General features: G+C 71.8%; 21 protein-coding genes. 16 read left to right on the top strand and 5 right to left on the bottom strand.

The window, feature by feature from the left end; genetic code table 11:
* Nucleotides 1–147: 147 nt before the first annotated feature.
* The gene (locus OG310_RS33725) at nucleotides 148–576 is read right to left on the bottom strand and encodes a PPOX class F420-dependent oxidoreductase (protein ID WP_329459641.1); all 429 of its coding nucleotides are present in this window, start codon (nucleotides 574–576) and stop codon (nucleotides 148–150) included.
* A gap of 146 nt (nucleotides 577–722) precedes the next feature.
* Here OG310_RS33725 and OG310_RS33730 point away from each other — a divergent pair, with 146 nt between their 5' ends.
* Complete coding sequence (locus OG310_RS33730; protein ID WP_329459642.1) at nucleotides 723–1,133, top strand: roadblock/LC7 domain-containing protein; 411 nt, start codon at nucleotides 723–725, stop codon at nucleotides 1,131–1,133.
* A 183-nt stretch (nucleotides 1,134–1,316) separates the two neighbouring features.
* Nucleotides 1,317–2,546 (top strand): DUF6397 family protein, encoded by a 1,230-nt coding sequence (locus tag OG310_RS33735; protein WP_329459643.1) that lies wholly within the window; start codon nucleotides 1,317–1,319, stop codon nucleotides 2,544–2,546.
* Between the two features lie 8 nt (nucleotides 2,547–2,554).
* On the opposite strand, the gene OG310_RS33740 is transcribed toward OG310_RS33735, so the two are convergent.
* A complete protein-coding gene (locus OG310_RS33740) occupies nucleotides 2,555–3,526 on the bottom strand; it encodes an NADP-dependent oxidoreductase (RefSeq protein ID WP_329459644.1) in 972 nt (323 codons plus the stop codon).
* A gap of 204 nt (nucleotides 3,527–3,730) precedes the next feature.
* Between OG310_RS33740 and OG310_RS33745 the strand changes: the two genes are divergently transcribed.
* Nucleotides 3,731–4,117, top strand: a complete 387-nt coding sequence (locus tag OG310_RS33745; protein ID WP_329459645.1) for a winged helix-turn-helix transcriptional regulator — start codon at nucleotides 3,731–3,733, stop codon at nucleotides 4,115–4,117.
* A gap of 184 nt (nucleotides 4,118–4,301) precedes the next feature.
* The gene (locus tag OG310_RS33750; protein WP_329459646.1) at nucleotides 4,302–5,096 is read left to right on the top strand and encodes an SDR family NAD(P)-dependent oxidoreductase; all 795 of its coding nucleotides are present in this window, start codon (nucleotides 4,302–4,304) and stop codon (nucleotides 5,094–5,096) included.
* A gap of 318 nt (nucleotides 5,097–5,414) precedes the next feature.
* Here OG310_RS33750 and OG310_RS33755 read toward each other — a convergent pair whose 3' ends face one another.
* Together OG310_RS33755 and rhaI are read right to left on the bottom strand one after the other, a co-directional pair.
* On the bottom strand, nucleotides 5,415–6,434 hold the full coding sequence (locus OG310_RS33755; RefSeq protein ID WP_329459647.1) for a LacI family DNA-binding transcriptional regulator: 1,020 nt from the start codon (nucleotides 6,432–6,434) through the stop codon (nucleotides 5,415–5,417).
* Nucleotides 6,435–6,571: 137 nt separating this feature from the next.
* Nucleotides 6,572–7,741: an L-rhamnose isomerase gene (gene rhaI, locus OG310_RS33760; RefSeq protein WP_329459648.1), complete on the bottom strand. Its 1,170-nt coding sequence runs from the start codon at nucleotides 7,739–7,741 to the stop codon at nucleotides 6,572–6,574.
* A gap of 302 nt (nucleotides 7,742–8,043) precedes the next feature.
* On the opposite strand from rhaI, the gene OG310_RS33765 reads away from it, so the two are divergent.
* From OG310_RS33765 to OG310_RS33805, 9 genes are all read left to right on the top strand, one after another.
* Complete coding sequence (locus OG310_RS33765) at nucleotides 8,044–9,564, top strand: sugar ABC transporter ATP-binding protein (protein ID WP_329459649.1); 1,521 nt, start codon at nucleotides 8,044–8,046, stop codon at nucleotides 9,562–9,564.
* Nucleotides 9,561–10,610 (top strand): ABC transporter permease, encoded by a 1,050-nt coding sequence (locus tag OG310_RS33770; RefSeq protein WP_329459650.1) that lies wholly within the window; start codon nucleotides 9,561–9,563, stop codon nucleotides 10,608–10,610. The genes OG310_RS33765 and OG310_RS33770 overlap by 4 nt, the downstream gene beginning before the upstream one ends.
* Nucleotides 10,594–11,676 carry an ABC transporter permease gene (locus OG310_RS33775; RefSeq protein WP_329459651.1) on the top strand — a complete coding sequence of 361 codons (1,083 nt, stop codon included), beginning with the start codon at nucleotides 10,594–10,596 and terminating at the stop codon, nucleotides 11,674–11,676. Before OG310_RS33770 ends, OG310_RS33775 begins: the two co-directional genes overlap by 17 nt.
* 166 nt (nucleotides 11,677–11,842) lie before the next feature.
* Nucleotides 11,843–12,934, top strand: coding sequence for a rhamnose ABC transporter substrate-binding protein (gene rhaS, locus OG310_RS33780; RefSeq protein ID WP_329459652.1), 1,092 nt, complete (start codon nucleotides 11,843–11,845; stop codon nucleotides 12,932–12,934).
* A gap of 19 nt (nucleotides 12,935–12,953) precedes the next feature.
* Nucleotides 12,954–13,292 carry an L-rhamnose mutarotase gene (locus OG310_RS33785; RefSeq protein ID WP_329459653.1) on the top strand — a complete coding sequence of 113 codons (339 nt, stop codon included), beginning with the start codon at nucleotides 12,954–12,956 and terminating at the stop codon, nucleotides 13,290–13,292.
* 75 nt (nucleotides 13,293–13,367) lie between these two features.
* Nucleotides 13,368–14,792 (top strand): L-fucose/L-arabinose isomerase family protein, encoded by a 1,425-nt coding sequence (locus OG310_RS33790; protein WP_329459654.1) that lies wholly within the window; start codon nucleotides 13,368–13,370, stop codon nucleotides 14,790–14,792.
* Nucleotides 14,792–15,826 carry a LacI family DNA-binding transcriptional regulator gene (locus tag OG310_RS33795; protein WP_329459655.1) on the top strand — a complete coding sequence of 345 codons (1,035 nt, stop codon included), beginning with the start codon at nucleotides 14,792–14,794 and terminating at the stop codon, nucleotides 15,824–15,826. Before OG310_RS33790 ends, OG310_RS33795 begins: the two co-directional genes overlap by 1 nt.
* Before the next feature lie 141 nt (nucleotides 15,827–15,967).
* Nucleotides 15,968–16,519 (top strand): tyrosinase family oxidase copper chaperone, encoded by a 552-nt coding sequence (locus OG310_RS33800; protein WP_443078796.1) that lies wholly within the window; start codon nucleotides 15,968–15,970, stop codon nucleotides 16,517–16,519.
* 24 nt (nucleotides 16,520–16,543) lie between these two features.
* Nucleotides 16,544–17,410, top strand: a complete 867-nt coding sequence (locus OG310_RS33805) for a tyrosinase family protein (protein WP_329459656.1) — start codon at nucleotides 16,544–16,546, stop codon at nucleotides 17,408–17,410.
* Nucleotides 17,411–17,575: 165 nt separating this feature from the next.
* On the opposite strand, the gene OG310_RS33810 is transcribed toward OG310_RS33805, so the two are convergent.
* Nucleotides 17,576–17,860, bottom strand: a complete 285-nt coding sequence (locus OG310_RS33810) for a chaplin (protein ID WP_329459657.1) — start codon at nucleotides 17,858–17,860, stop codon at nucleotides 17,576–17,578.
* Between the two features lie 328 nt (nucleotides 17,861–18,188).
* On the opposite strand from OG310_RS33810, the gene OG310_RS33815 reads away from it, so the two are divergent.
* The 3 genes from OG310_RS33815 (at nucleotide 18,189) to OG310_RS33825 (ending at nucleotide 20,216) form a co-directional block, all read left to right on the top strand.
* Nucleotides 18,189–18,674, top strand: a complete 486-nt coding sequence (locus tag OG310_RS33815) for an Lrp/AsnC family transcriptional regulator (protein WP_329459658.1) — start codon at nucleotides 18,189–18,191, stop codon at nucleotides 18,672–18,674.
* 91 nt (nucleotides 18,675–18,765) lie between these two features.
* Nucleotides 18,766–19,608, top strand: coding sequence for an oxidoreductase (locus OG310_RS33820; protein ID WP_329459659.1), 843 nt, complete (start codon nucleotides 18,766–18,768; stop codon nucleotides 19,606–19,608).
* Nucleotides 19,609–19,655: 47 nt separating this feature from the next.
* Entirely contained in the window at nucleotides 19,656–20,216 is a 561-nt protein-coding gene (locus OG310_RS33825; protein ID WP_329460507.1) for a TetR/AcrR family transcriptional regulator, read from the top strand.
* The last annotated feature ends 10 nt before the right edge of the window (nucleotides 20,217–20,226 follow it).

A 20,226-nucleotide genomic window follows, 5' to 3' on the forward strand; every position in this document is an offset into this window, starting at 1 on the left:
CCCGACCCCGGACGCCGGATGCCGGACTCGTACGTCCGGTTGCGTGCGCCCCGTTCCGTACCTCGGTTCCGTGGGCCGGGCCCTGGAGCCCGCCGGGCGGCGGGGTGCGGCCGACAGGCGGCCCGGGGGATCAGGGCCCGGATCGGCTCAGTCCGAGACGGACGAGAGCGCTGTGACCTTGTCCATGCGCAGCCGCACGACGAGTTCCCCCGGCACGCCGTTGCGCTCGCCGAACAGTCGCGCACGCTCCGCGCCCATGTAGCGGGCGGCGACGCGGGTCGCGACGTCGCGCAGCTCCCGGGGCTCCTCGCTGATCGTCACCGGCCCGCGCACCACGACGAAGGCGAACGGTTCACGTTCGTCGTCCACACACAGCGCGGCACGGCCCTCGCGCAGCAGGTTGCGGCCCTTCACGGTCTCCTTGCCGGTGTTGAACACCAGGTCACCACCCTCCACCAGGAACCAGACAGGGGCGACGTGCGGGCCCCCGTCGGCGCCGACTGTCGACAGCTTTCCGGTGCGCGCGCCCTCCGAGAGAAAGGACCGCCACTCGTCCTCGTTCATTCGTTTGCCCATGGCCGACATCATCGGTCTTGACGCCGCACGCTGTTGACGCGACTCCCCGGAAACGGGGCACTCCTTGCTCACGGGTGGACGGTGCGCGAGGCTTACGGGCACGGCGGGCGGGCGGAATCGAACGGCTCGATGCGAAGGGGCGGGGAATGGCGGCGGACAAAGGGCTCGACTGGCTGCTCGACGATCTGACGGAGCGGGTCGACCACATACGGCACACGCTGGTGCTGTCGAACGACGGCCTGGTGACGGGGGCGAGTTCGGGACTCCCGAGGGAGGACGCGGAGCACCTCGCCGCCGTCGCCTCGGGGCTGCAGAGCCTGGCGCGCGGCTCGGGGCGCCATTTCAACGCGGGGCAGGCACGGCAGACCATGGTCGAGTTCGACGAGGCGCTGCTGTTCGTCACCGCCGCCGGGGACGGCAGTTGCCTGTGCGTACTCAGCACGGCCGAGGCGGATGTCGGGCAGATCGCTTACGAGATGACCCTGTTGGTGAACCGGGTGGGGGAGCACCTCGGGATCTCCGCCCGCAAGCGGGACACCTTCATCGACGGCCTCTGATCCGGCTGCGGCGACCTCCGGGACGGACGCGAACCTCCATGGTGAGCTGCGTGTCTTCCGGGTCGTGGGAGTTGTCCACAGGCTCTGTCCACAGGGGTCGCGGAGTGTCTTTCCCTCGCGCTACGGTCATCACCGAGAGTAGTCGCGGCCGTCGGTGGCCGCTCATCACGGGGGAGTGCCGGTATGGCGGAGAGTGTGCGCGTGCGAGATGGTGGCACGAGGGATGACGAACTGGTGGGCGCGGACCGTGCCGCTCGTGAACTGGTCCTGATGAGGGGTGAGTTCGAGCTCGCGGTGGAGCTCGGGCACGTCGGGGTGACAACACGGGGGCCGCTCGGCCGCAGGCGGGTCGCGCGAAGCGAGATCGATCGGCTGCGATCGGCGGAAGGCTTCCCGGAGCGGCTGCGCGAGCGGGTGCGTACGGTGGGCGCGGCACGGGGCGCCGAGCTGATGGGCATCAGTCCCGGCCGCTTCACGCGGCTGGCGCGGGCCGGACTGCTCACGCCCGCGCGGTTCTATCTGAACCGCTACCGGGCGGTCGTGTGGCTCTACCTCGTGGAGGAGCTGACGGTGTTCGCCGCCGCCGAGCCCCTGCTGCTGCGGGGGCGCCTGCCGGCGCCGTTGCGGGCCCTCGCGGACGACGGGGACCGCCGGGGGCGGAACTGGCGGGCCCGGCGGGTGAGCGCGCTCCTGCGTCAGGCACAGGGGCCCTGGGAGCACGTCGCCGCGGCCTCGGCGGGGCTGGCCCCCGAGGAGCTGGAGCGCCTGGTCCCCGACGCGTCCGAGCGGGCGCGCGTCGCGAGCGTACGGCCGCGCCTGGGCGCCGTCCGGCCGCCGACGGAGCGGGCGGCGGAGGTCCTGCGCGAGGTGGTCACGGCGCAGGACGCCCACGAGATCGCCTGGTACACGGCGCACGTCGAAGCGCTTCTGACGCTCTGCGCCTCCCGGAGCGGGCCGGGGGCGGCGGTGCCGAAGGCGCCGGACACCGCGGCCCCGGCCCCTGACCCGGGCGACGCAGGGGCCCCGGGGCTGCCTGCGCGCGTGCCGCCCCGTGCGTGGGCGCCACGACAGATGCTCCTCCGGAGCGGGCCCGGTGACGCCCCGGCGCGAATCACCGCGGCTACCGCCCCGCTCGCGGTCGGAGTGCCGGTCGCGGGTGGGATCGGCGCCGCTGTGCTCGCGGGGTCCGTGGCGCGCCGGGCGGAGCCCGCACGGCCTGGCCGCGTCGTCGCGGCCTCCGCGAGCGGCCGTGGTTCCGCGGGGTACGCCATCCCGGGGGACGAACCGCCAAGGCCGGGAGGCCACGCACGGGCGGGGCTGCTGGGCCGCCTGCGTGGCCGGCGGAGTGGCGATGCGGTCCGGGAGGACGTCCCCCCGCCGGAGGCGGACAGCGAGGCAGGGGCCGGACGGTGAGGCGGACCTCAGGGGGCGACGTGCAGCACGATCTTGCCCCGGGTCCGGCTGGTCTCACCGAGGCGGTGGGCCTCGGCGGCCTCTTCGAGCGGCAGGATGCTCGCCACCTCGACGTGGATGGCGCCCTGGTCGATCAGGTCCGCGATCCGGGTGAGTGCCGGGCCGTCGGGCTCCACGAGGAAGGCGCTCGCCCGCAGGCCGCGCTCCTTCGCCTTGTCGACGAGATCGGGCGACACGCCGGACGGCACGGCGACCACAAGACCGCCGCTGCGCAGCGTGTCGAGCGAACGGGTACTCGTGGAGTCGACCTCGTCCCCGACGAGGTCGACGACGACGTCGATGTCCTGGACGGCCTCCTCGAAGCGCACCGAGGTGTAGTCGATCACCTCGTCCGCACCGAGGGTGCGCAGCCACGCGTGCTTGTCGGCGCGGGCCGTGCCGATGACGTGGGCACCCAGATGCTTCGCGATCTGCACGGCGAAGTGCCCGACGCCCCCGGCGGCGGCGTGGATGAGGACGCGTGTGCCCTTCTCGACGTGCGCGGTGTCCACGAGTGTCTGCCAGGCGGTGAGTGCGGCGAGGGGCACGGCCGCCGCGTGGTCGTGGTCGATCGTCGTGGGCTTGCGGGCGAACTGCCGGGACGGCGCCGTCACGTACTCGGCGTACGCGCCTGCCTGGCGGGGGAACCACGGCATGCCGTAGACCTCGTCACCGGCCTTCAGGGTGGTGACGCCGAAGCCCACCTTCGTCACGATGCCCGAGACGTCCCAGCCGACGACGAACGGAGGGTCGCCGAGCACACCGGCCATGCCGCCGCCCGTGCGTGTCTTCCAGTCCACCGGATTCACTCCGGCTGCATGGACCTGGACCTGCACCTCGGTCGGCAGCGGCTCCGGCACCGTGAGACGGGCGGGGACAAGGACCTCGGGGCCGCCGAGGCTGTCCTGCGTGATCGCACGCATGGTTTCTTCGCTGCTCATCAAGACTCTCCCGGGTGCGCGAACGGATCGGCCGGACTCGTTCCGGCCGCCTGCGGACAACCATCACGCTATCTCCGGGGTACCGGTATCCCGCAAGGGTAGCTACTATCTAAAAGGAAGCACGTACGTCGGTGTGCATACGAGCAGGTTGAGGCGGGCGGGAGTCGTCGCGTTCCCGCAGCACGAAGGGACGGCACCATGGCCATGGCCTGTACGACAGGACGCCACGCGGATCACGACGTGTACGCGGAACTCTGTCCGTGCCGCGAAGTGCTGACCCTGATCGCCAACAAGTGGGCGGCACTCGCGATAGGCGCGCTGGAGGACGGTCCGCAGCGCTTCGGCGCGCTGCAGAAGAGGCTCCAAGGCGTCAGCCCCAAGGTGCTGACGAGCACACTGCGGCGACTGCAGGACTTCGGCTTCCTTGACCGTACGGTCTACCCCGCGGTGCCGCTCCATGTGGAGTACGCCCTCACGGAGCTCGGCAGGAGCGTCGCTGTGCCGCTCGGTGCCGTACGGGGCTGGGTCGAGGACCATCTCGACGACATCCAGGGGACCGGCGCGGCGTCGCCGGGGTGCGCGACGGTCTGACGGGTACGGGAAACAGCGCCGGCCGCACCCCGGCGATGCCGGGCGGCGACACACCCGGCGGGACGCGGGGGCCGGGACCGGCTGCGGGAGGGCCCACAATGGCCCCGACCGCGACGGCCGTGCACGAGCGGACCATGACGGCCGTGCGGAAGCCCCTCGACCTCAGACGGAAGGACCCGGACCTTTGCGCATCGACCTCGCGGGAAAGACTGCCCTCGTGACCGGCTCCACCCGGGGGATCGGCGCGGCCATCGCGACGGGACTGGCCAGGGCGGGCGCCCGGGTCGCCGTCAACGGCCGTTCGCACGAGTCCGTCGACAAGGCGCTGGACGAGCTGCGCGACGGGGCGCCGGGGGCCGACTTCATCGGTCTGGCCGGCGACGTGGCCACCGAGGAGGGGGCGCGCGCGGTGATCGACGCCCTGCCACGCACCGACATCCTGATCAACAACCTCGGCGTCTTCGGTGCGGAACCCGCCCTGGAGATCACCGACGACGAGTGGCGCCGCTACTTCGAGACCAATGTCCTCTCAGGCGTCCGGCTCACCCGGGCCTACCTGCCGGGCATGAGCGCGCGGGGATTCGGCCGGGTGCAGTACATCGCCAGCGACTCCGCGATCGTCATCCCCGCCGAGATGATCCACTACGGCGTCTCCAAGACCTCGCTCCTCGCCGTCGCGCGGGGGTTCGCGAAGACCGCGGCCGGTACGGGTGTCACGGTCAACTCCGTGCTGGCCGGGCCGACCCACACCGGTGGCGTCGAGGGGTTCGTCCGCCAGATGGTCGGCGACGAACTGCCGTGGGACCAGGCGCAGCGGGTCTTCATGCGGGAGCACCGCCCGCAGTCGTTGCTCCAGCGGCTGATCGAACCCGAGGAGATCGCGAACATGGTGGTCTACCTCAGTTCGCCGCTCGCGTCCGCGACGACGGGCGCCGCGGTGCGCGTCGACGGCGGTTACATCGACTCCATCGTTCCCTGATCGGAGTCCTGGCCCGAGTCCCCGGCCCGAACTCCTGTTCCGGCTCCCGGCCCGAGCCCCGTGCCCCGGCCCCGAGATCTTGATCCCTGCCCGAGCACAGCGCTTGATCCGTGGCCCAGCCCGAGCCCCTGAGCGGGCCCCGGCCGGGGCCTCTGACGCGCGTCCCCGATCCAAGACCCCGACGCGATCCGCGACCCCGACCCGCGCTGCGGCCTCCGCGACCCGGGCCCCCGCTGCGGCCTCCCCGGCCTGGCTCGGCCCGCCCCGCCCCGGTCCGGCCGCACGCCGTGCGTCACGGGTGAGTCGAGGGCCTCCGGCTCAGCGCAGGTGGCGGGTGGAGCTGCGGACCACCAACTCGGGCTGCAGCACCACCGCGCGGTGCGTGTGCTGCTCGGCGTCCTCGCCCGTCTCGTCCATCAGCATCCCGGCGGCCGTGCGCCCCATCTGCTCGGCGGGCTGCCGCACGGAGGTCAGCGGTACGACGGCCGCGGCCGCGAACTCGATGTCGTCGTAGCCCACGATCGACACGTCGCCCGGTACGTCGACGCCCGCGCCGTACATCGCCTGGAGGACGCCGAGCGCCAGCAGGTCGTTGGCGCAGAACACAGCGGTCGGGCGCTCCGGCAGGCCCAGGAGCCGGGCGCCCGCGTCGATGCCGGAGGCCACGTCCAGGCGGCGGGCCTCGACCTGGCGCAGGGCCTCGTCCGGCAGGCCCGCCTCGTGCAGGGCGAGCAGCGCGCCGGTACGCCGGTCCCGGCACTGCGCGAGTTGCATCGGGCCGCTGATGTAGGTGACCGAGCGGTGCCCGGCCGCGAGCAGGTGACGGACCGCGAGGGTGCCGCCGACCACGTCGTCCACCGAGACCGAGCAGCCCGCGCTCTGCGGTACCGCCCGGTCCACGTGGACGAACGGAATTCCTCGGCGGGCGAAGTCCCGCACGTTGCGTCCCGTCGGGTCCGCGGGCGTGACCAGCACGCCCCGGACCCTTTGCTCGGCGAAGAGGGACAGGTACTCCGCCTCCTCCGCGGCGCTGCCCGCGCTGTTGCAGAGCATCACGCCGAGTCCGGCCTCGCGGGCCGTGCGCTCGGCGCCCTTGGCCATGGCGACGAAGAACGGGTTCGCCATGTCCAGAACGAGTATCGCGAGGATCCTGCTGGTGCCTACACGCAGCTGCCGCGCGGTCTCGCTGCGCACGAAGCCCAGCTCGTCGATCACTGCCCGCACCCGCACCCGCGTGCTCTCCGCGACCTTGTCGGGGCGGTTCAGTACGTTGGACACGGTGCCGACGGAGACACCGGCGAGCCGGGCCACGTCCTTGATGCCCACCGTCTGCGTCACTTCGCCCGCCCTAGGTCGCCTCGCTCCGGCACCCCCGCGCCCCCCGCGGACCGGGGTCCGGACCCGGGCCCACCATCATATGCGCGGGCCGGGCGGCCGGACGTCCGCGGTGGGCGGCCGCGGAGGACGCGGGCGGGTCAGGCGCCCCAGCCCGCCTGCGTTCCGCCGACCCGGTCGGCCACGATTTTCTGCGCGTAACCGGACGCACGGTAGGCGCCGACCGGGTCCGCGTCGGCGCCGAGTTCGTCGCGGACCTCGGCCACCAGCGGACGCACGTCCGTGTTGTACGCGTCCATCAGCACCGCGTTCGCCTCCAGCACGTCGCCCGCGCGCTGGGCCGCCGCGAGCGCGTCCGCGTCGACCAGCAGCGCCTTGGCCGTGGCTTCCTGCACGTTCATCACCGACCGGATGATCGCGGGGATCTTCTCCTCGATGTTGTGGCACTGGTCGAGCATGAACGCGATGCCCGCGGTGAGGCCGCCGCCGTGGACCACCTCGTACATGATGCGGAAGAGCTGGAAGGGGTCCGCGGCGCCGACCATCAGGTCGTCGTCGGCGTAGAACCGCGAGTTGAAGTCGAAGCCGCCGAGCTTGCCCTCCCGCAGCAGCATCGCCACGATGAACTCGATGTTCGTGCCCGGAGCGTGGTGTCCGGTGTCGACGACGACCTGCGCCTTGGGGCCGAGCCGCAGGCAGTGTGCGTAGGCCGTGCCCCAGTCCGGTACGTCCGTCGCGTAGAAGGCCGGCTCGAACAGCTTGTACTCCAGCAGCATCCGCTGGTTGTCGCCGAGCCGCTCGTACACCGCGGACAGGGCTTCCGCGAGACGGCCCTGGCGGGCCGAGATGTCGTCCTGCCCGGGGTAGTTGGTGCCGTCGGAGAACCAGAGCTTCAGATCGCGCGAGCCGGTCGCGTCCATGATGTCGACGCATTCCAGCAGATGGGCGAGCGCCTTGCGGCGTACCGCCTCGTCCGGGTTGGTGACCGAGCCGAGCTTGTAGTCGTCGTCCTGGAAGACGTTGGTGTTGACGGCCCCGAGCTTCAGTCCCAGGTCCCCGGCGTACGCGCCGAGCGTGGCGTAGTCGTCGACGCGGTCCCAGGGGATGTGCAGCGCCACGGTCGGTGCGACCCCTGTGTGCGCGTGCACCTGAGCCGCGTCCGCCAGTTTCTCCTCGGGGGACCTGGGCACACCGGGCTGCGTGAAGACCTTGAAGCGCGTACCTGAATTGCCGAACGCCCAGGACGGCAACTCGATGGCCTGCGACTTGAGCGCGGCCTTCGCCGCGGACACAGCGGACTGACCTGTCATCTCTCGGAGCTCCCATGGTGGGGACCCGCCGCGCGGGCCGTGCCGGCAATGCAGCCTGAGTCGATCGAGAGGCTGAATCGTTTCATTGGGCGTTCAACGTAGAGGACGGCCTCCGGCCAGTCAAGACTCCCGTCGCACCTGGCAGTTCGCGTCGGAACCTCGCGTTCGGGACCCCGTGTCCTGGGTGCGCCGGAAAATGTCGGGCATACCCGTTGACGCCGTCGGGCCACGGCGTCTAGCTTCCCTGGCATCTTGTTTGAAACCTTTCACGGCCGGGAGTCGGCCACGCCGAGGAGCTTTCGATGAACCAGCCCGACACGGGTGGAGCCCCCGTTCTGGCACTGAGGGACGTGAGCAAGTCCTTCGGCGCGGTACGGGCCCTGGAGGACGTGTCCCTCCAGCTGTTCCCCGGCGAGGTGCACGCACTCGCCGGGGAGAACGGCGCGGGCAAGTCCACGCTGATCAAGACGCTCGCCGGGGTGCACCGGCCGGACGGCGGGCAGGTGCTGCTCGACGGGGCGCCCGTCACCTTCGGCGGACCCGCCGACGCGCGCGACGCCGGGATCGCCGTCATCTACCAGGAGCCGACGCTCTTCCCCGATCTGTCCGTCGCCGAGAACATCTTCATGGGCCGTCAGCCGCGCCGGGGGCTCGGCCGGATCGACCACGCCGCCGTCCGCGCCACCACCGAGGCCCTGCTGAAGCGGCTCGGGGTGGCGCTCGACCCCGACCGGCCCGCCCGCGGCCTGTCCATCGCGGACCAGCAGATCGTGGAGATCGCCAAGGCGCTCTCGTTCGACGCGCGCGTCCTCGTCATGGACGAGCCGACCGCCGCCCTGACCGGCAGCGAGACCGCGCGCCTGTTCGCCGTCGTGCGGGCCCTGGAGGCGGAGGGGGCGGCCGTCCTGTTCATCTCGCACCGGCTGGAGGAGATCTTCCAGCTGTGCTCGCGGGTCACCACGCTGCGCGACGGACGGCTGATCAGCTCTGAGCCGCTCGACGGTCTCACCGAGGACGACCTGGTGCGCCGCATGGTCGGCCGCGACCTCGGCGAGCTCTACCCCAAGCAGCCCGCGAAGCTCGGCGAGAGGGCCCTGTCGGTGCGCCGGCTGACCCGGGAAGGGGTCTTCCACGACGTCTCGTTCGAGGTCAGGCGCGGCGAGATCGTCGCGCTCGCCGGACTCGTGGGCGCAGGCCGCAGTGAGGTCGCGCAGGCCGTCTTCGGTGTGGACCGCGCCGACGCGGGCGAGGTCGAGGTGGCCGGCCGGATCCTGCCGAAGGGCTCACCGACGTCCGCCATGGCGGCCGGGCTCGCGCTCGTGCCCGAGGACCGCAGGCAGCGCGGTCTGGTGATGGACATGTCCATCGAGCGCAACATCGGCCTCACCGGCCTCGGCGCCCTCGGCCCGGCCGGCGTGGTGCGGCGCGCCCTCGAACACGGCCGGGCCGCAGACTGGGCCGTCCGGCTCCAGCTCAAGTACAACCGGCTGGCGGACCCCGTGGCGGTACTGTCCGGCGGCAACCAGCAGAAGGTCGTCCTGGCCAAGTGGCTGGCCACCCGGCCCGCTGTCCTGATCGTGGACGAACCGACCCGCGGCATCGACGTCGGGACGAAGGCCGAGGTGCACCGCCTGCTGTCCTCACTCGCCGCCGACGGGCTCGCCGTGCTGATGATCTCCTCCGACCTGCCCGAGGTGCTCGGCATGGCCGACCGGGTGCTGGTCATGCACGAGGGCCGCATCGCGGCCGAGATACCCCGTTCCGAGGCCACCGAGGAGACCGTGATGGCGGCGGCGACCGGACGAGAGAGGGCGGCGGCATGACCACCCTGACCGACAAGCCGACCACGGCCGCGGGCGGGACCGGGTCCGCCCGCTCCCTCGTGGACACCGTCTTCCGGGCCCGTGAGATCAGCATCGCGGGCGCCCTCGCCCTGCTGATCCTGGGCACCTGGATCGCCAACCCCCGCTTCCTGGACAGCCAGGGGATCAAGGACCTTCTGCTCAACGCGTCCATCCTGGTGCTGCTCGCGATCGGGCAGTCGGTGGTCGTCGTCACCCGCAACATCGACCTGTCCGTCGGCTCCGTGACCGGCCTGTCGGCGTTCGCCTGCGGCAAGTTCGTCGCCGACACGCACCACGGCGTCCTGATCACGCTGGTTCTCGGCGTGCTCATCGGGCTCGTCTGCGGCCTCGTCAGCGGAGCCCTCGTCAGCTTCGGCCGGGTCCCCGCGCTCGTGGTGACCCTCGGCATGCTGTACATCATCCAGGGCCTCGACTACTGGTGGGCGCACGGCGACCAGATCAACGCCGCGCAGGTGCCCGACGCGATCCTCCACCTGGGCAGCGGGAGCGTGCTCGGCGTGCCGTACCTGCCGCTGATCGCGGTGGCCCTGCTCGCCGTCACCACGTACTTCCTGCGCAGTTACCGCGCGGGCCGCGAGATGTACGCGATCGGGTCCAACCCCGAGGCCGCGCGACTCGCCGGCATCCCCATGCGCCGTCGCGTGCTGGGCGCCTACCTGTTCTCCGGGGCGGTGGCCGGGTTCGCCGGGGCGCTCTGGCTCGCCCGCTTCGGCACCGTCGTCGCGGACAACGCGCACGGCTACGAGCTGACGGTCGTCAGTGCCGTCGTCGTCGGCGGCGTCGCCATCACCGGCGGCACCGGAACCGCCTGGGGCGCCGCCCTCGGCGCCCTGCTGGTGACCACCATCGGCAGCGCCCTGGTCGTGCTGAAGGTGAACTCGTTCTGGCAGGGCGCCATCACCGGCGCGCTCCTGCTCGCGGCGATCAGTGTCGACCGCGTCGTCAACCTGCGGATGACAGCCGCACTGAGGAAGAGGAGCGCCCGCCATGGCAATGGCGCCTGACACCCGGAGTCCCGCGCCCGGCGCGGGAGCGAAGGCGGAGCCGCCGCTGACGGCGGGGCTCCGGATGCGGTCCGTCGCACTGCGCTGGGACACGGCCGTCGTCATCCTGCTGATCGCCGTCTTCCTCGTCGGCCTCGGCACCACGGACGGCTTCACCGGCAGCGGCAACCTCGCCTTCGCCTTCAACGACATCTCCGAGGTCGCCCTGATCGCACTGCCGATGACGCTCCTGGTCGTCGCCGGTGAGATCGACCTCTCGGTCGGTTCCATGCTCGGCTTCAGCAGTGCGCTGGCCGGCTCGCTGTGGAACGCGGGCTGGGCCTTCGAGACCATCGTGCCCGTGGTCCTCGTCATCGGTGTCCTCGGCGGGCTCCTCAACGGATGGCTCGTCACCCGGGTCGGGCTGCCCTCCCTCGCCGTCACCATCGGCACGCTCGCCCTCTACCGGGGCCTCGCGTCCGTGGTCCTCGGCAGCGACGCCGTCACCGACTTCCCGGAGCGGTACGCCAACTGGACGGCCAACACGACGACCGTCCCGGGTACGTTCCTGACGTACCCGATCGTCCTGTTCATCGTCCTCGCGATCGTCACGGCCTTCGTCCTGCACTCGACGTCGTTCGGCCGGTCCCTGTTCGCGATCGGCTCGCAGGAGGACGCGGCGTTCTTCGCGGGCATCCGGGTCAAGCGCTACAAGCTGCTGCTGTTCGTGCTCACCGGCCTGTTCTCCGCCTTCGCGGGCATCATCTTCACCCTGCGCTACGGCAGTGCCAGGGCCGACAACGGCACCGGCTACGAACTGCTCGCCATCAGCGCGATCCTGCTCGGCGGAATCGACTTCGACGGCGGCAAGGGCACCCTGGTGGGCGCCGTCGCGGGCATCCTCCTGGTCGGTGTGCTGCGCAATCTCCTGACCCTCAACGACGTGCCCAACGAGGTCCAGACCGTCGTCACGGGCCTGCTCCTCGTCGCCTCCGTCCTCACCCCTCGCGTCATCGGAGTCATCACCGAACGGCGGCAACGGCGAGCGGCCATGGCGGCAGGGCCCGCGGGCGGCGCCGTCACCTGATCCGCGCGTCGCGCCCGGCGCACCACCCGAGCCCGTGCGTCGCGCAGGACGCACCACCCGAACCCTGTGTCACCCGGCATCCCGCCGCCCCCACGTCCGTGCCGTCACGGCCGGACCCGCGCCCCCGCACACACCCTCCAGCGAACCTCGTGAAAGGCCACGACCCATGACGATCCGTACCGCCTCCCGCGGGCGCGCCGCCGCCACGGCCGCCGCCGTCTGCGCCCTGGCCGTCTCGCTCGCCGCGTGCTCAGGCACCACCAAGAACGACTCCAAGGACGACTCGGCGGGTGGCCCCGCCGCCAGTTCCGCCAAGGCGGACCCGAATGCCCCGCTGAAGAAGAACCTCACGATGGCGTTCCTGCCGAAGCAGATCAACAACCCCTACGAGAAGATCGTCGACGACGCCGGCATCGCGGCCGCCAAGAGCTTCCAGGGCACCGCCAAGGAGGTCGGCCCGTCCGACGCGAGCGCCTCCTCCCAGGTCTCGTACATCAACACCCTGATCCAGCAGCGGCAGAACGCGATCCTCATCGCCGCCAACGACCCGAACGCGGTGTGCGGCCCGCTGAAGCAGGCCATGAAGCAAGGCATCAAGGTCGTCTCGTACGACTCCGACACCGCCAAGGACTGCCGGCAGGTCTTCATCAACCAGGCCAGCTCGGAGTCCATCGGACGCAGCCTCATCCAGCACATCGGGGAGCAGGTCGGCTACAAGGGCAAGATCGCGATCCTCTCCGCGACCCAGAACGCCACCAACCAGAACACCTGGATCGAGTACATGAAGGAGGAGCTGAAGGACCCCAAGTACAAGAACATGCAGCTGGTCAAGGTCGCCTACGGGGACGACGACGACCAGAAGTCCTTCCAGCAGACCCAGGGCCTCCTGCAGGCATACCCCGACCTCAAGGGCATCATCTCGCCCACCACCGTCGGCATCGCCGCCGCGGCCCGCTACCTGGACGACTCCTCGTACAAGGACAAGGTCGTCCTCAACGGCCTCGGCACGCCCGACCAGATGCGCAAGTACGTCAAGGACGGCACGGTCGCCCAGTTCTCGCTGTGGAACCCGAACAACCTCGGCTACCTCGGCTCCTACGCGGCCGCGGCCCTGGCGTCAGGCCAGATCACCGGCGCGCAGGGCGACACCTTCACGGCGGGCAAGCTCGGCAAGTTCACCGTCGGCAAGGACGGCGAGGTCATCCTCGGCGCGCCCACCGTCTTCGACAAGGCGAACATCGACCAGTTCCACTTCTGACCGGGAGGACGACCCCACCGTGCAGCGTGTGTGTTTCCTGCTGAAGGTCCGGGCGGAGCGGGCAGCCGAGTACCGTGCGCGCCACGCCGAGGTCTGGCCCGGCATGCTCCGGGCCCTGAGCGACTCCGGCTGGCAGAATTACTCGCTCTTCCTGCGCGAGGACGGCACGCTCGTCGGGTATCTGGAGACCGAGGACTTCGAGGCGGCCCGTGAGGCCATGGGCCGCACCGAAGTCAACGCCCGCTGGCAGGCCGACATGGCCCCTTTCTTCGAACCGCCCGGCGGGCGGGACGACGGCGCGGGGCCCGCGCCCGACGAGGCGATGGTCCCGCTCACCGAGATCTTCCACCTCGCCTGACGAACGACGGGCGTGTCGCACGCGACCTGCGTGCGACACGCCGTCATCCCGCCCGCCCGAACCTGATGGAGCGCCATGATCCCCCGTACCCCCGCCGTCGCCCGCAAGCCCCGCATCGGGCTCGTCGCCGGAGGCCTCGGCGCCTACTGGCCGCAGTTCCCCGACCTCCTCCCGCAGCTGCGGAAGTCCGCCGCGCGCGTCACGGAACGCATGGGGGCCTTCGACGCCGAGGTGATCGACGTCGGCTTCATCTCCGACGCCCAGGAGGGCGCGGCGGCGGCCGAGAAGCTCCGCGTCGCCGACTGCGACCTCATCGTGGGATTCCTGACGACCTACATGACCGCGAGCATGCTGGTGCCCGTCGCCCAGCGCAGTGGCGCCCCCGTCCTGCTGATCAACCTGCAGCCGTCACCGTCGATGGACCACGCGAGCTTCGACACCGGCCAGTGGCTCGCCTACTGCGGTGCCTGCCCGCTGCCCGAGATGGCCAACGGCTTCGAACGCGTCGGGGTCCCCTTCCGCTCCGTCTCCGGCCATCTGGAGGACGAACGGGCCTGGGCACGCATCGGGCGCTGGATCACGGCCGCCGGGGTCCGCTCCGTCCTCAAAAACGGCAGGCACGGCCTCATGGGGCACCTCTACCCCGGCATGTACGACGTGTCCACGGACCTCACCATGGTCACCGGCAACCTCGGCGGCCACATGGAGGTCCTGGAGTTCGACGACCTCAGGGTCCGGGCCGAGAAGGTCTCCGACGACGAGGTCGACGCCAAGCTCGCCGAGACCCGCACGGTCTTCGACATCGCGGACTCCGTGGTGGAGGACGACCTGCGCTGGGCCGCCCGGGTCTCCGTCGGGCTCGACTCCCTCGTCGCCGAGTTCGATCTGGACTCCCTCGCCTACTACCACCGCGGCCTCGACGGTGAGACGCACGAACGCCTGGGCGCCGGCATGATCCTCGGCGCCTCGCTGCTCACCGCGCGCGGTGTGCCTGCCTGCGGCGAGTACGAGCTGCGGACCTCGCTGGCGATGCTCATCGCCGACCGGTTCGGCGCCGGCGGCTCCTTCACCGAACTGCAGGCGCTCGACTTCGACGCGGGCGTCGTCGAGATGGGCCACGACGGCCCCGGCCACCTCGCCATCAGTGAGCACAAACCGCTGCTGCGGGGACTCGGCGTGTACCACGGCAAGCGCGGCTGGGGCGTGTCCGTGGAGTTCGATGTACGGCACGGGCCCGTCACGCTCGTGGGCCTCGGCCAGAGCAGGGACGGTGCCTACCGGCTGGTCGCCGCCGAGGGTGAGGTCGTCGGCGGGCCGCTGCTGGAGATCGGCAACACCACCTCGCGCGTCGACTTCGGCTGCGACCCGGGGGAGTGGACGGACGCCTGGAGCGCGAGCGGCGTCGGCCACCACTGGGCCCTCGCCACCGGGCGGCTGCTGCCCGACCTGCGCGCGCTGGCCGGCCTGACGGGGCTCGACCTCGTCGAGGTCACCGTCTGATGGACCGGGCCCGGCCGGCGGGGATCAAGGACGTCGCCGACGCGGCCGGAGTGTCCGTCGGCACCGTGTCCAACGTCATCAACCGCCCCGACACCGTCACGGACGGCACCCGCCGCCGGGTCCTCGGGGCCATCGCCCGCCTCGGCTATGTCCGCAGCGAGTCGGCCCGGCAACTGCGCGCCGGCAGCAGCCGCATGCTGGGCCTGCTCGTGCTCGACCTGGCCAACCCGTTCTTCGTCGCGCTGGCCTCCGGCGCGGAGCGCTCCGCGCGTGACGCCGGGCTCGGCGTGATGGTGTGCGACAGCGCGGAGAGCACCGACGAGGAGGCCGCCTACCTGACGATCTTCTCCGAGCAGCGGGTCCGTGGGGTCCTCGTCACGCCGGCCGACCGGACGGGGCACACCCTCGGCATCCTCCGCCACCACGGCATACCGTTCGTCTCCGTCGACCGCGTCGTGCCGAGCGAGGACGGCTGCTCCGTGTCCGTGGACGACGTGACGGGCGGCTCGCTCGCCGTGCACCACCTGCTGCTGGGCGGGCACCGCTCACTCGCGTACATCAGCGGCCCGATGCACCTGACCCAGTGCCAGGAGCGGTATGAGGGGGGCCTCGCCGCGCTCGCTGCGGCGGGCCTGCCGCCCGGCACGATGCGGCACATCGGAGCCGCGCGCCTCGACGTGGCCTCCGGGCGTGACGCGGGCGCCCGGCTGCTCGGCACCCAGCCGCTGCCGACCGGGGTGTTCTGCGCCAACGACCTCCTGGCCCTCGGGGTGCTGCAGGCGCTGTACGAGGCGGGGGTCCGTGTTCCGGAGGACGTCGCCCTCGTCGGGTACGACGACATGGAGTTCGCGGCCGCCGCGGCGGTGCCCCTCACCTCGGTGCGCCAGCCCGCGCGCCGGATGGGGGAACTGGCGGCCGGCCTGCTCATCGAGGAGACGGGGGAGCAGGCGGCCGGTCACCGGCACCGCCGGATCGTGCTGGAGCCCGAACTCGTGGTGCGCGCCTCGACCCTGCAGCCGCGCCGCCGAGCCTGACGGCGCCGGGCAAGCCCCGGCCTCTCGCCCGTTCGTCCCGCGATCCGGTGCCCGGGCCTCGCCGGTGGCGCCGGGCACCGCCGCCGAGTCCGAAAATCCGACCGCCGCCGCAGAACTGTTGTGCCGTCCTCTCGTTGGGGGATGCGGGACACCGCCTCGGTGTCCCGGACGAACCGGCGAGCGGAGAACTTCATGGCGGGCGCGGCGACGCACGGTGGAAGCCCCAGGCGCACCCTTGTGCGCACCTTGTTCGGCCTCGGTGTGCTCGGCGGTACGGCCGCCGCTCTCAGCCCGCTCGTACGGGCCGACGGAGCGGCCCTCGGCGGGGCGGCCGTGCCGGATTCCGCTGCCGCGGCGGCGCCCGGCGCGGGAGCCGATCCATACGGGCCGTCCACCGGGCCCGTTACGGAGGAGACATACCGGGGGCGTCACATCAGGGTGCGGCACAGCGCCGGGCAGGATGCCGTCGAGGCCGCCGTGCCGGCTCCGGGCGTGTACCCCGCCGCCGCGTCGGACGACGTCCTGATCGACGGCAGACCGCTGCCCGTGATGCGACGCGCCGACGGCAGCTACCTGAGCGCGGTCAACCACTACGAGTCGTTCCCCACGCTGGTCGCCGCGGCCCGCGCCGCCGTGGACGACCTGCGCGGGGCCCGGCTCGCCCTGGACGACCCGATGATCCACCACGCCTGACGTCTCCGGGAGGACAGCCACCGCATGTACACCAGGAAGAACCAGCGCGATCTCGGCGCGGCGGAGAAGAGGAGCTTCGTCGAGGCGGTACTCGAACTGAAACGGCGCGGCGACTACGACGGATTCGTCCGTACGCATGTCGAGTTCTACACGCCGGACGGGGAGAGCGGCCTGCGTTCCGGCCACATGGCCCCCACTTTCTTTCCCTGGCACCGCCGCTTCCTGCTGGAGTTCGAGCAGGCGCTGCGGTCGGTCGACCCCAAGGTCACCGTCCCGTACTGGGACTGGAGTACGGACAACACCCCGGCCGCCGCCCTGTGGGGCGAGGACTTCCTCGGCGGCACGGGCCGTCAGGAGGACCAGCAGGTGATGACCGGCCCGTTCGCGTACACGACGGGCAACTGGCGGATCGAGGGCAACGTGACCGACGACGCGTTCCTGACGCGGGACCTCGGGCGTCCCGGCCGCGACCCCATCGCCCTGCCCACCGGGCAGGAACTGGAGCGGGCCCTGTCGGAGAGCGTCTACGACGTGTCGCCCTGGGACTCGACCCCGTCGCGCGGGTTCCGCAACGGCCTGGAGGGCTGGGTGGGACCGGGTGCGGACCAGCCCTGGCGCAACCACAACCGCGTGCACCGCTGGGTCGGCGGCGAGATGCTGGGGGCCGCGTCCCCGAACGACCCGGTCTTCTGGCTCCACCACGCCTTCATCGACCTGCTGTGGGACCGCTGGCAACAGCGCCACCCGAAGGCGGGTTACCAGCCGGCGAAGAAGCTGGTAACGGGCGACCGGCAGGCCGGACGGGTGCTCAGCCTGGACGAGCCGATGCCGCCCTGGAACGTGAAGCCGAGTGCCCTGCTCGGCCACGCGGGGATCTACCGCTACGCCTGAGCCGTGTGCGACCCCGGGGTGCCGCGGCGGAGCGGTCGGCGGGCGACAACGGGACACGGCCCCCCGCGCGCCGCGCGGGAGGCCGTGTCACGAGGGGTCCCTCGGCGCGGTGTCCTGCGGACGCCGCACCGACGGGGGCCGCGGACCCGCAAGGGCCCGCGGGTGTCAGCCGCCGTAGCCGGCGTCGTCGTGGCTGCGGTGCTGGTGGGAGTCGACGTTGGCGCAGGTGTTGCCGAAGGCCGGGTTCAGCAGGCCGACGACGTTGACCGTGTTGCCGCAGAGGTTGACCGGCACGTGCACCGGCACCTGGAGGATGTTGCCCGACAGGACACCGGGCGAACCGACGGCGGCGGCACCCGCTCCGGCGTCGGCGGCGGCCATTCCGGCACCGCCGGCCAGGACGGCACCGGCGCCGACCAGAACGGCGGTGGCCTTCGTGATACGCGACATCAGGAATCTCCTTGAACGTTTGTTGCACAGCCGCACGATGTGCGGCCTCACGCACCTACAACGCCGGGACTCACGCCGGGTAACGGATGCGCGGCAGAACACTGCCGAACGGGTGTAAGCCGAGCGCCGCGCGGGGCTCAGGGGGTCGCGCGACCGGGTCCGCTTCCGGAGCCGCCGGGCACGCGCTCGGGAGCCGGCGGGGCGCGCTCCGGAGCCGGCGGGGCGCGCTCCGGAGCCGATCGGTGGGACGGAGGTTCCGGAATACGATGGTCATGCGTACCGGACCTGGCACCGTACGCCGCATGTCGTGTGCCACGAGGGAGTCACCATGAAATTTGATGCGGTCGACCGTGCTTTGCTGCGGGAGTTGCAGGACGACGCCCGACAGACCAATCGCGACCTGGCGGCCAAGACGGGCGTCTCGCCCTCGACCTCGCTGGAGCGCGTCAAGCTGCTGCGCGAGCGGGGAGCCATCACGGGCTACCACGCCTCCGTCGACCTGGACGCCATGGGCCGTCCGGTGCAGGCGCTGATCTCCGTACGGATCAGGCCGCCGGCACGGCCGGTGATCGAGGGGTTCCGCAACTGGGCGGCCCGGCTCCCCGAGGTCATCGGCCTCTTCGTCACCTCGGGTACGCACGATTTCCTGCTGCATGTCGCCGTGCCGGACGTGAACGGCGTCTACGCGTTCGTCATCGACCGGCTCACCGAACGGCGCGAGGTCGCCGACGTGCAGACGACGATGGTCTACGAGCATGTCCGGCCGGGCCGGATCGACCCGGCGGCCCGGCCGGACGGCGAGCCCGGGGAATAAGAGTCCATGAGGGTCCGGGGAATAAGTGAGAGTGTGACCGTCATTTACTGAGACGTACAGGAACGACGAACACGGAGAAGAGGGTCCGGACATGACACAGACGTGGCTCATCACCGGGAGCTCCCGCGGCTTCGGCCGTGAACTGGCCGTGGCCGCCCTGGACGCGGGCGACAACGTCGTCGCGACGGCCCGCCGCCCCGAGCAGCTGGACGACCTGGTGCGGAGGTACGGCGACCGGGTCCGTACGGCGCCGCTCGACGTCACGGACCCGGCCGCCGCCGCCCTGGCCGTCCAGGTCGCCGTCGACGCGTTCGGCGGGCTCGACGTCGTCGTGAACAACGCCGGCTACGCCAATTCCTCCCCCATCGAGGAAGTGGACGAGGACGACTTCCGCGCCCAGATCGAGGCCAACCTGTTCGGCGTGTTCCATGTGACCCGGGCAGCGCTGCCGGTTCTGCGCGCTCAGCGCTCGGGCACCTTCGTACAGTTCTCGTCCATCGGCGGCCGCGTCGGCGGCTCTCCCGGACTGAGCGCCTACCAGAGCGCCAAGTTCGCCGTCGAGGGCTTCTCCGAGGTACTCAAGAACGAGGTCGGGCCCTTCGGCGTGAAGGTCATCATCGTGGAGCCGGGGGCCTTCCGCACCGAGTGGCAGGGCGCCTCGATGCGCAGGGCCGAGGTCGGTCCCGACTACGAGGCCAGCGTCGGCGCGACCCACCGCCTGCGCGCCGAGAGCGAGGGATCGGAGCCGGGCGACCCGAAGCGCGCCGCGCGCGTCATCGTCGAGGTCGTGCGCCATCCGGAGCCGCCCACCCGGCTGCTGCTGGGAGCGGGCGCCGTTGCCCTGGCCGAGAAGTCCTCGCACGAGCGCGCGGCCGAGACCCGTGCCTGGGCACAGACCAGCCGGTCGGCCGACTTCCCCGAGGACGAGCGCTGACGGCGGCCGGGGGACTGCGCCGGGACGCGGCCGAGAACCGCACGCGCATCCTCGGCGCGGCGACGGACGCCTTCGCCGCGCACGGCCGGAACGTGTCCCTGGAGGAGATCGCCCGCCTCGCGGGTGTCGCCCCCGCGACGCTGTACCGGCGCTTCCCCTCGAAGGAGGCCCTCATCGGCGAACTCGTGTCGGTCTTCTACGGCGAACTGGTCGGGCTCGCCGAGGAAGCGCTGCGGCTGCCGCCGGGAGAGGGACTGGACCGGCTGCTGCGCACGGTGGGCCACCGCATCGCGACCGCGCGCGGCTACCTGCCCTTCGCCTGGGGGGAGCTCGCGGGGCCCGAGCAGGTCGGCCACCTGCGCGCGTTGACGGGCCGGCTGCTCGACGACGCCAAGGCGGCCGGGGCGGTCGACCCGCGTGTCACCGTCTCGGACGTCGCCACGGTCGTCTGGGCGGTGCGCGGCGTCATCGAGACCGCGGGCGACCTCGCCCCGGACGCCTGGCAGCGCCACCTCGACTTCGTGTCGGCGGGTCTGCGCCGGGCGCCCGAGCATCTGTCCGCGCCTCCGCTCGCCATGGAGGCCGTGGACCGGATCACCGGCTCCTGACCCGGTCGCG

Source organism: Streptomyces sp. NBC_01497, assembly GCF_036250695.1.
Taxonomy (GTDB): Bacteria; Actinomycetota; Actinomycetes; order Streptomycetales; family Streptomycetaceae; genus Streptomyces.

Bases quoted from the DNA above. Each gene is read 5' to 3' on its own strand.
- OG310_RS33725 (WP_329459641.1), bottom strand. From the start codon at position 576: ATGGGCAAACGAATGAACGAGGACGAGTGGCGGTCCTTTCTCTCGGAG.
- OG310_RS33730 (WP_329459642.1), top strand. From the start codon at position 723: ATGGCGGCGGACAAAGGGCTCGACTGGCTGCTCGACGATCTGACGGAG.
- OG310_RS33735 (WP_329459643.1), top strand. From the start codon at position 1,317: ATGGCGGAGAGTGTGCGCGTGCGAGATGGTGGCACGAGGGATGACGAA.
- OG310_RS33740 (WP_329459644.1), bottom strand. From the start codon at position 3,526: ATGAGCAGCGAAGAAACCATGCGTGCGATCACGCAGGACAGCCTCGGC.
- OG310_RS33745 (WP_329459645.1), top strand. From the start codon at position 3,731: ATGGCCTGTACGACAGGACGCCACGCGGATCACGACGTGTACGCGGAA.
- rhaI (WP_329459648.1), bottom strand. From the start codon at position 7,741: ATGACAGGTCAGTCCGCTGTGTCCGCGGCGAAGGCCGCGCTCAAGTCG.
- OG310_RS33765 (WP_329459649.1), top strand. From the start codon at position 8,044: ATGAACCAGCCCGACACGGGTGGAGCCCCCGTTCTGGCACTGAGGGAC.
- OG310_RS33770 (WP_329459650.1), top strand. From the start codon at position 9,561: ATGACCACCCTGACCGACAAGCCGACCACGGCCGCGGGCGGGACCGGG.
- OG310_RS33775 (WP_329459651.1), top strand. From the start codon at position 10,594: ATGGCAATGGCGCCTGACACCCGGAGTCCCGCGCCCGGCGCGGGAGCG.
- rhaS (WP_329459652.1), top strand. From the start codon at position 11,843: ATGACGATCCGTACCGCCTCCCGCGGGCGCGCCGCCGCCACGGCCGCC.
- OG310_RS33790 (WP_329459654.1), top strand. From the start codon at position 13,368: ATGATCCCCCGTACCCCCGCCGTCGCCCGCAAGCCCCGCATCGGGCTC.
- OG310_RS33795 (WP_329459655.1), top strand. From the start codon at position 14,792: ATGGACCGGGCCCGGCCGGCGGGGATCAAGGACGTCGCCGACGCGGCC.
- OG310_RS33800 (WP_443078796.1), top strand. From the start codon at position 15,968: ATGCGGGACACCGCCTCGGTGTCCCGGACGAACCGGCGAGCGGAGAAC.
- OG310_RS33805 (WP_329459656.1), top strand. From the start codon at position 16,544: ATGTACACCAGGAAGAACCAGCGCGATCTCGGCGCGGCGGAGAAGAGG.
- OG310_RS33810 (WP_329459657.1), bottom strand. From the start codon at position 17,860: ATGTCGCGTATCACGAAGGCCACCGCCGTTCTGGTCGGCGCCGGTGCC.
- OG310_RS33815 (WP_329459658.1), top strand. From the start codon at position 18,189: ATGAAATTTGATGCGGTCGACCGTGCTTTGCTGCGGGAGTTGCAGGAC.
- OG310_RS33820 (WP_329459659.1), top strand. From the start codon at position 18,766: ATGACACAGACGTGGCTCATCACCGGGAGCTCCCGCGGCTTCGGCCGT.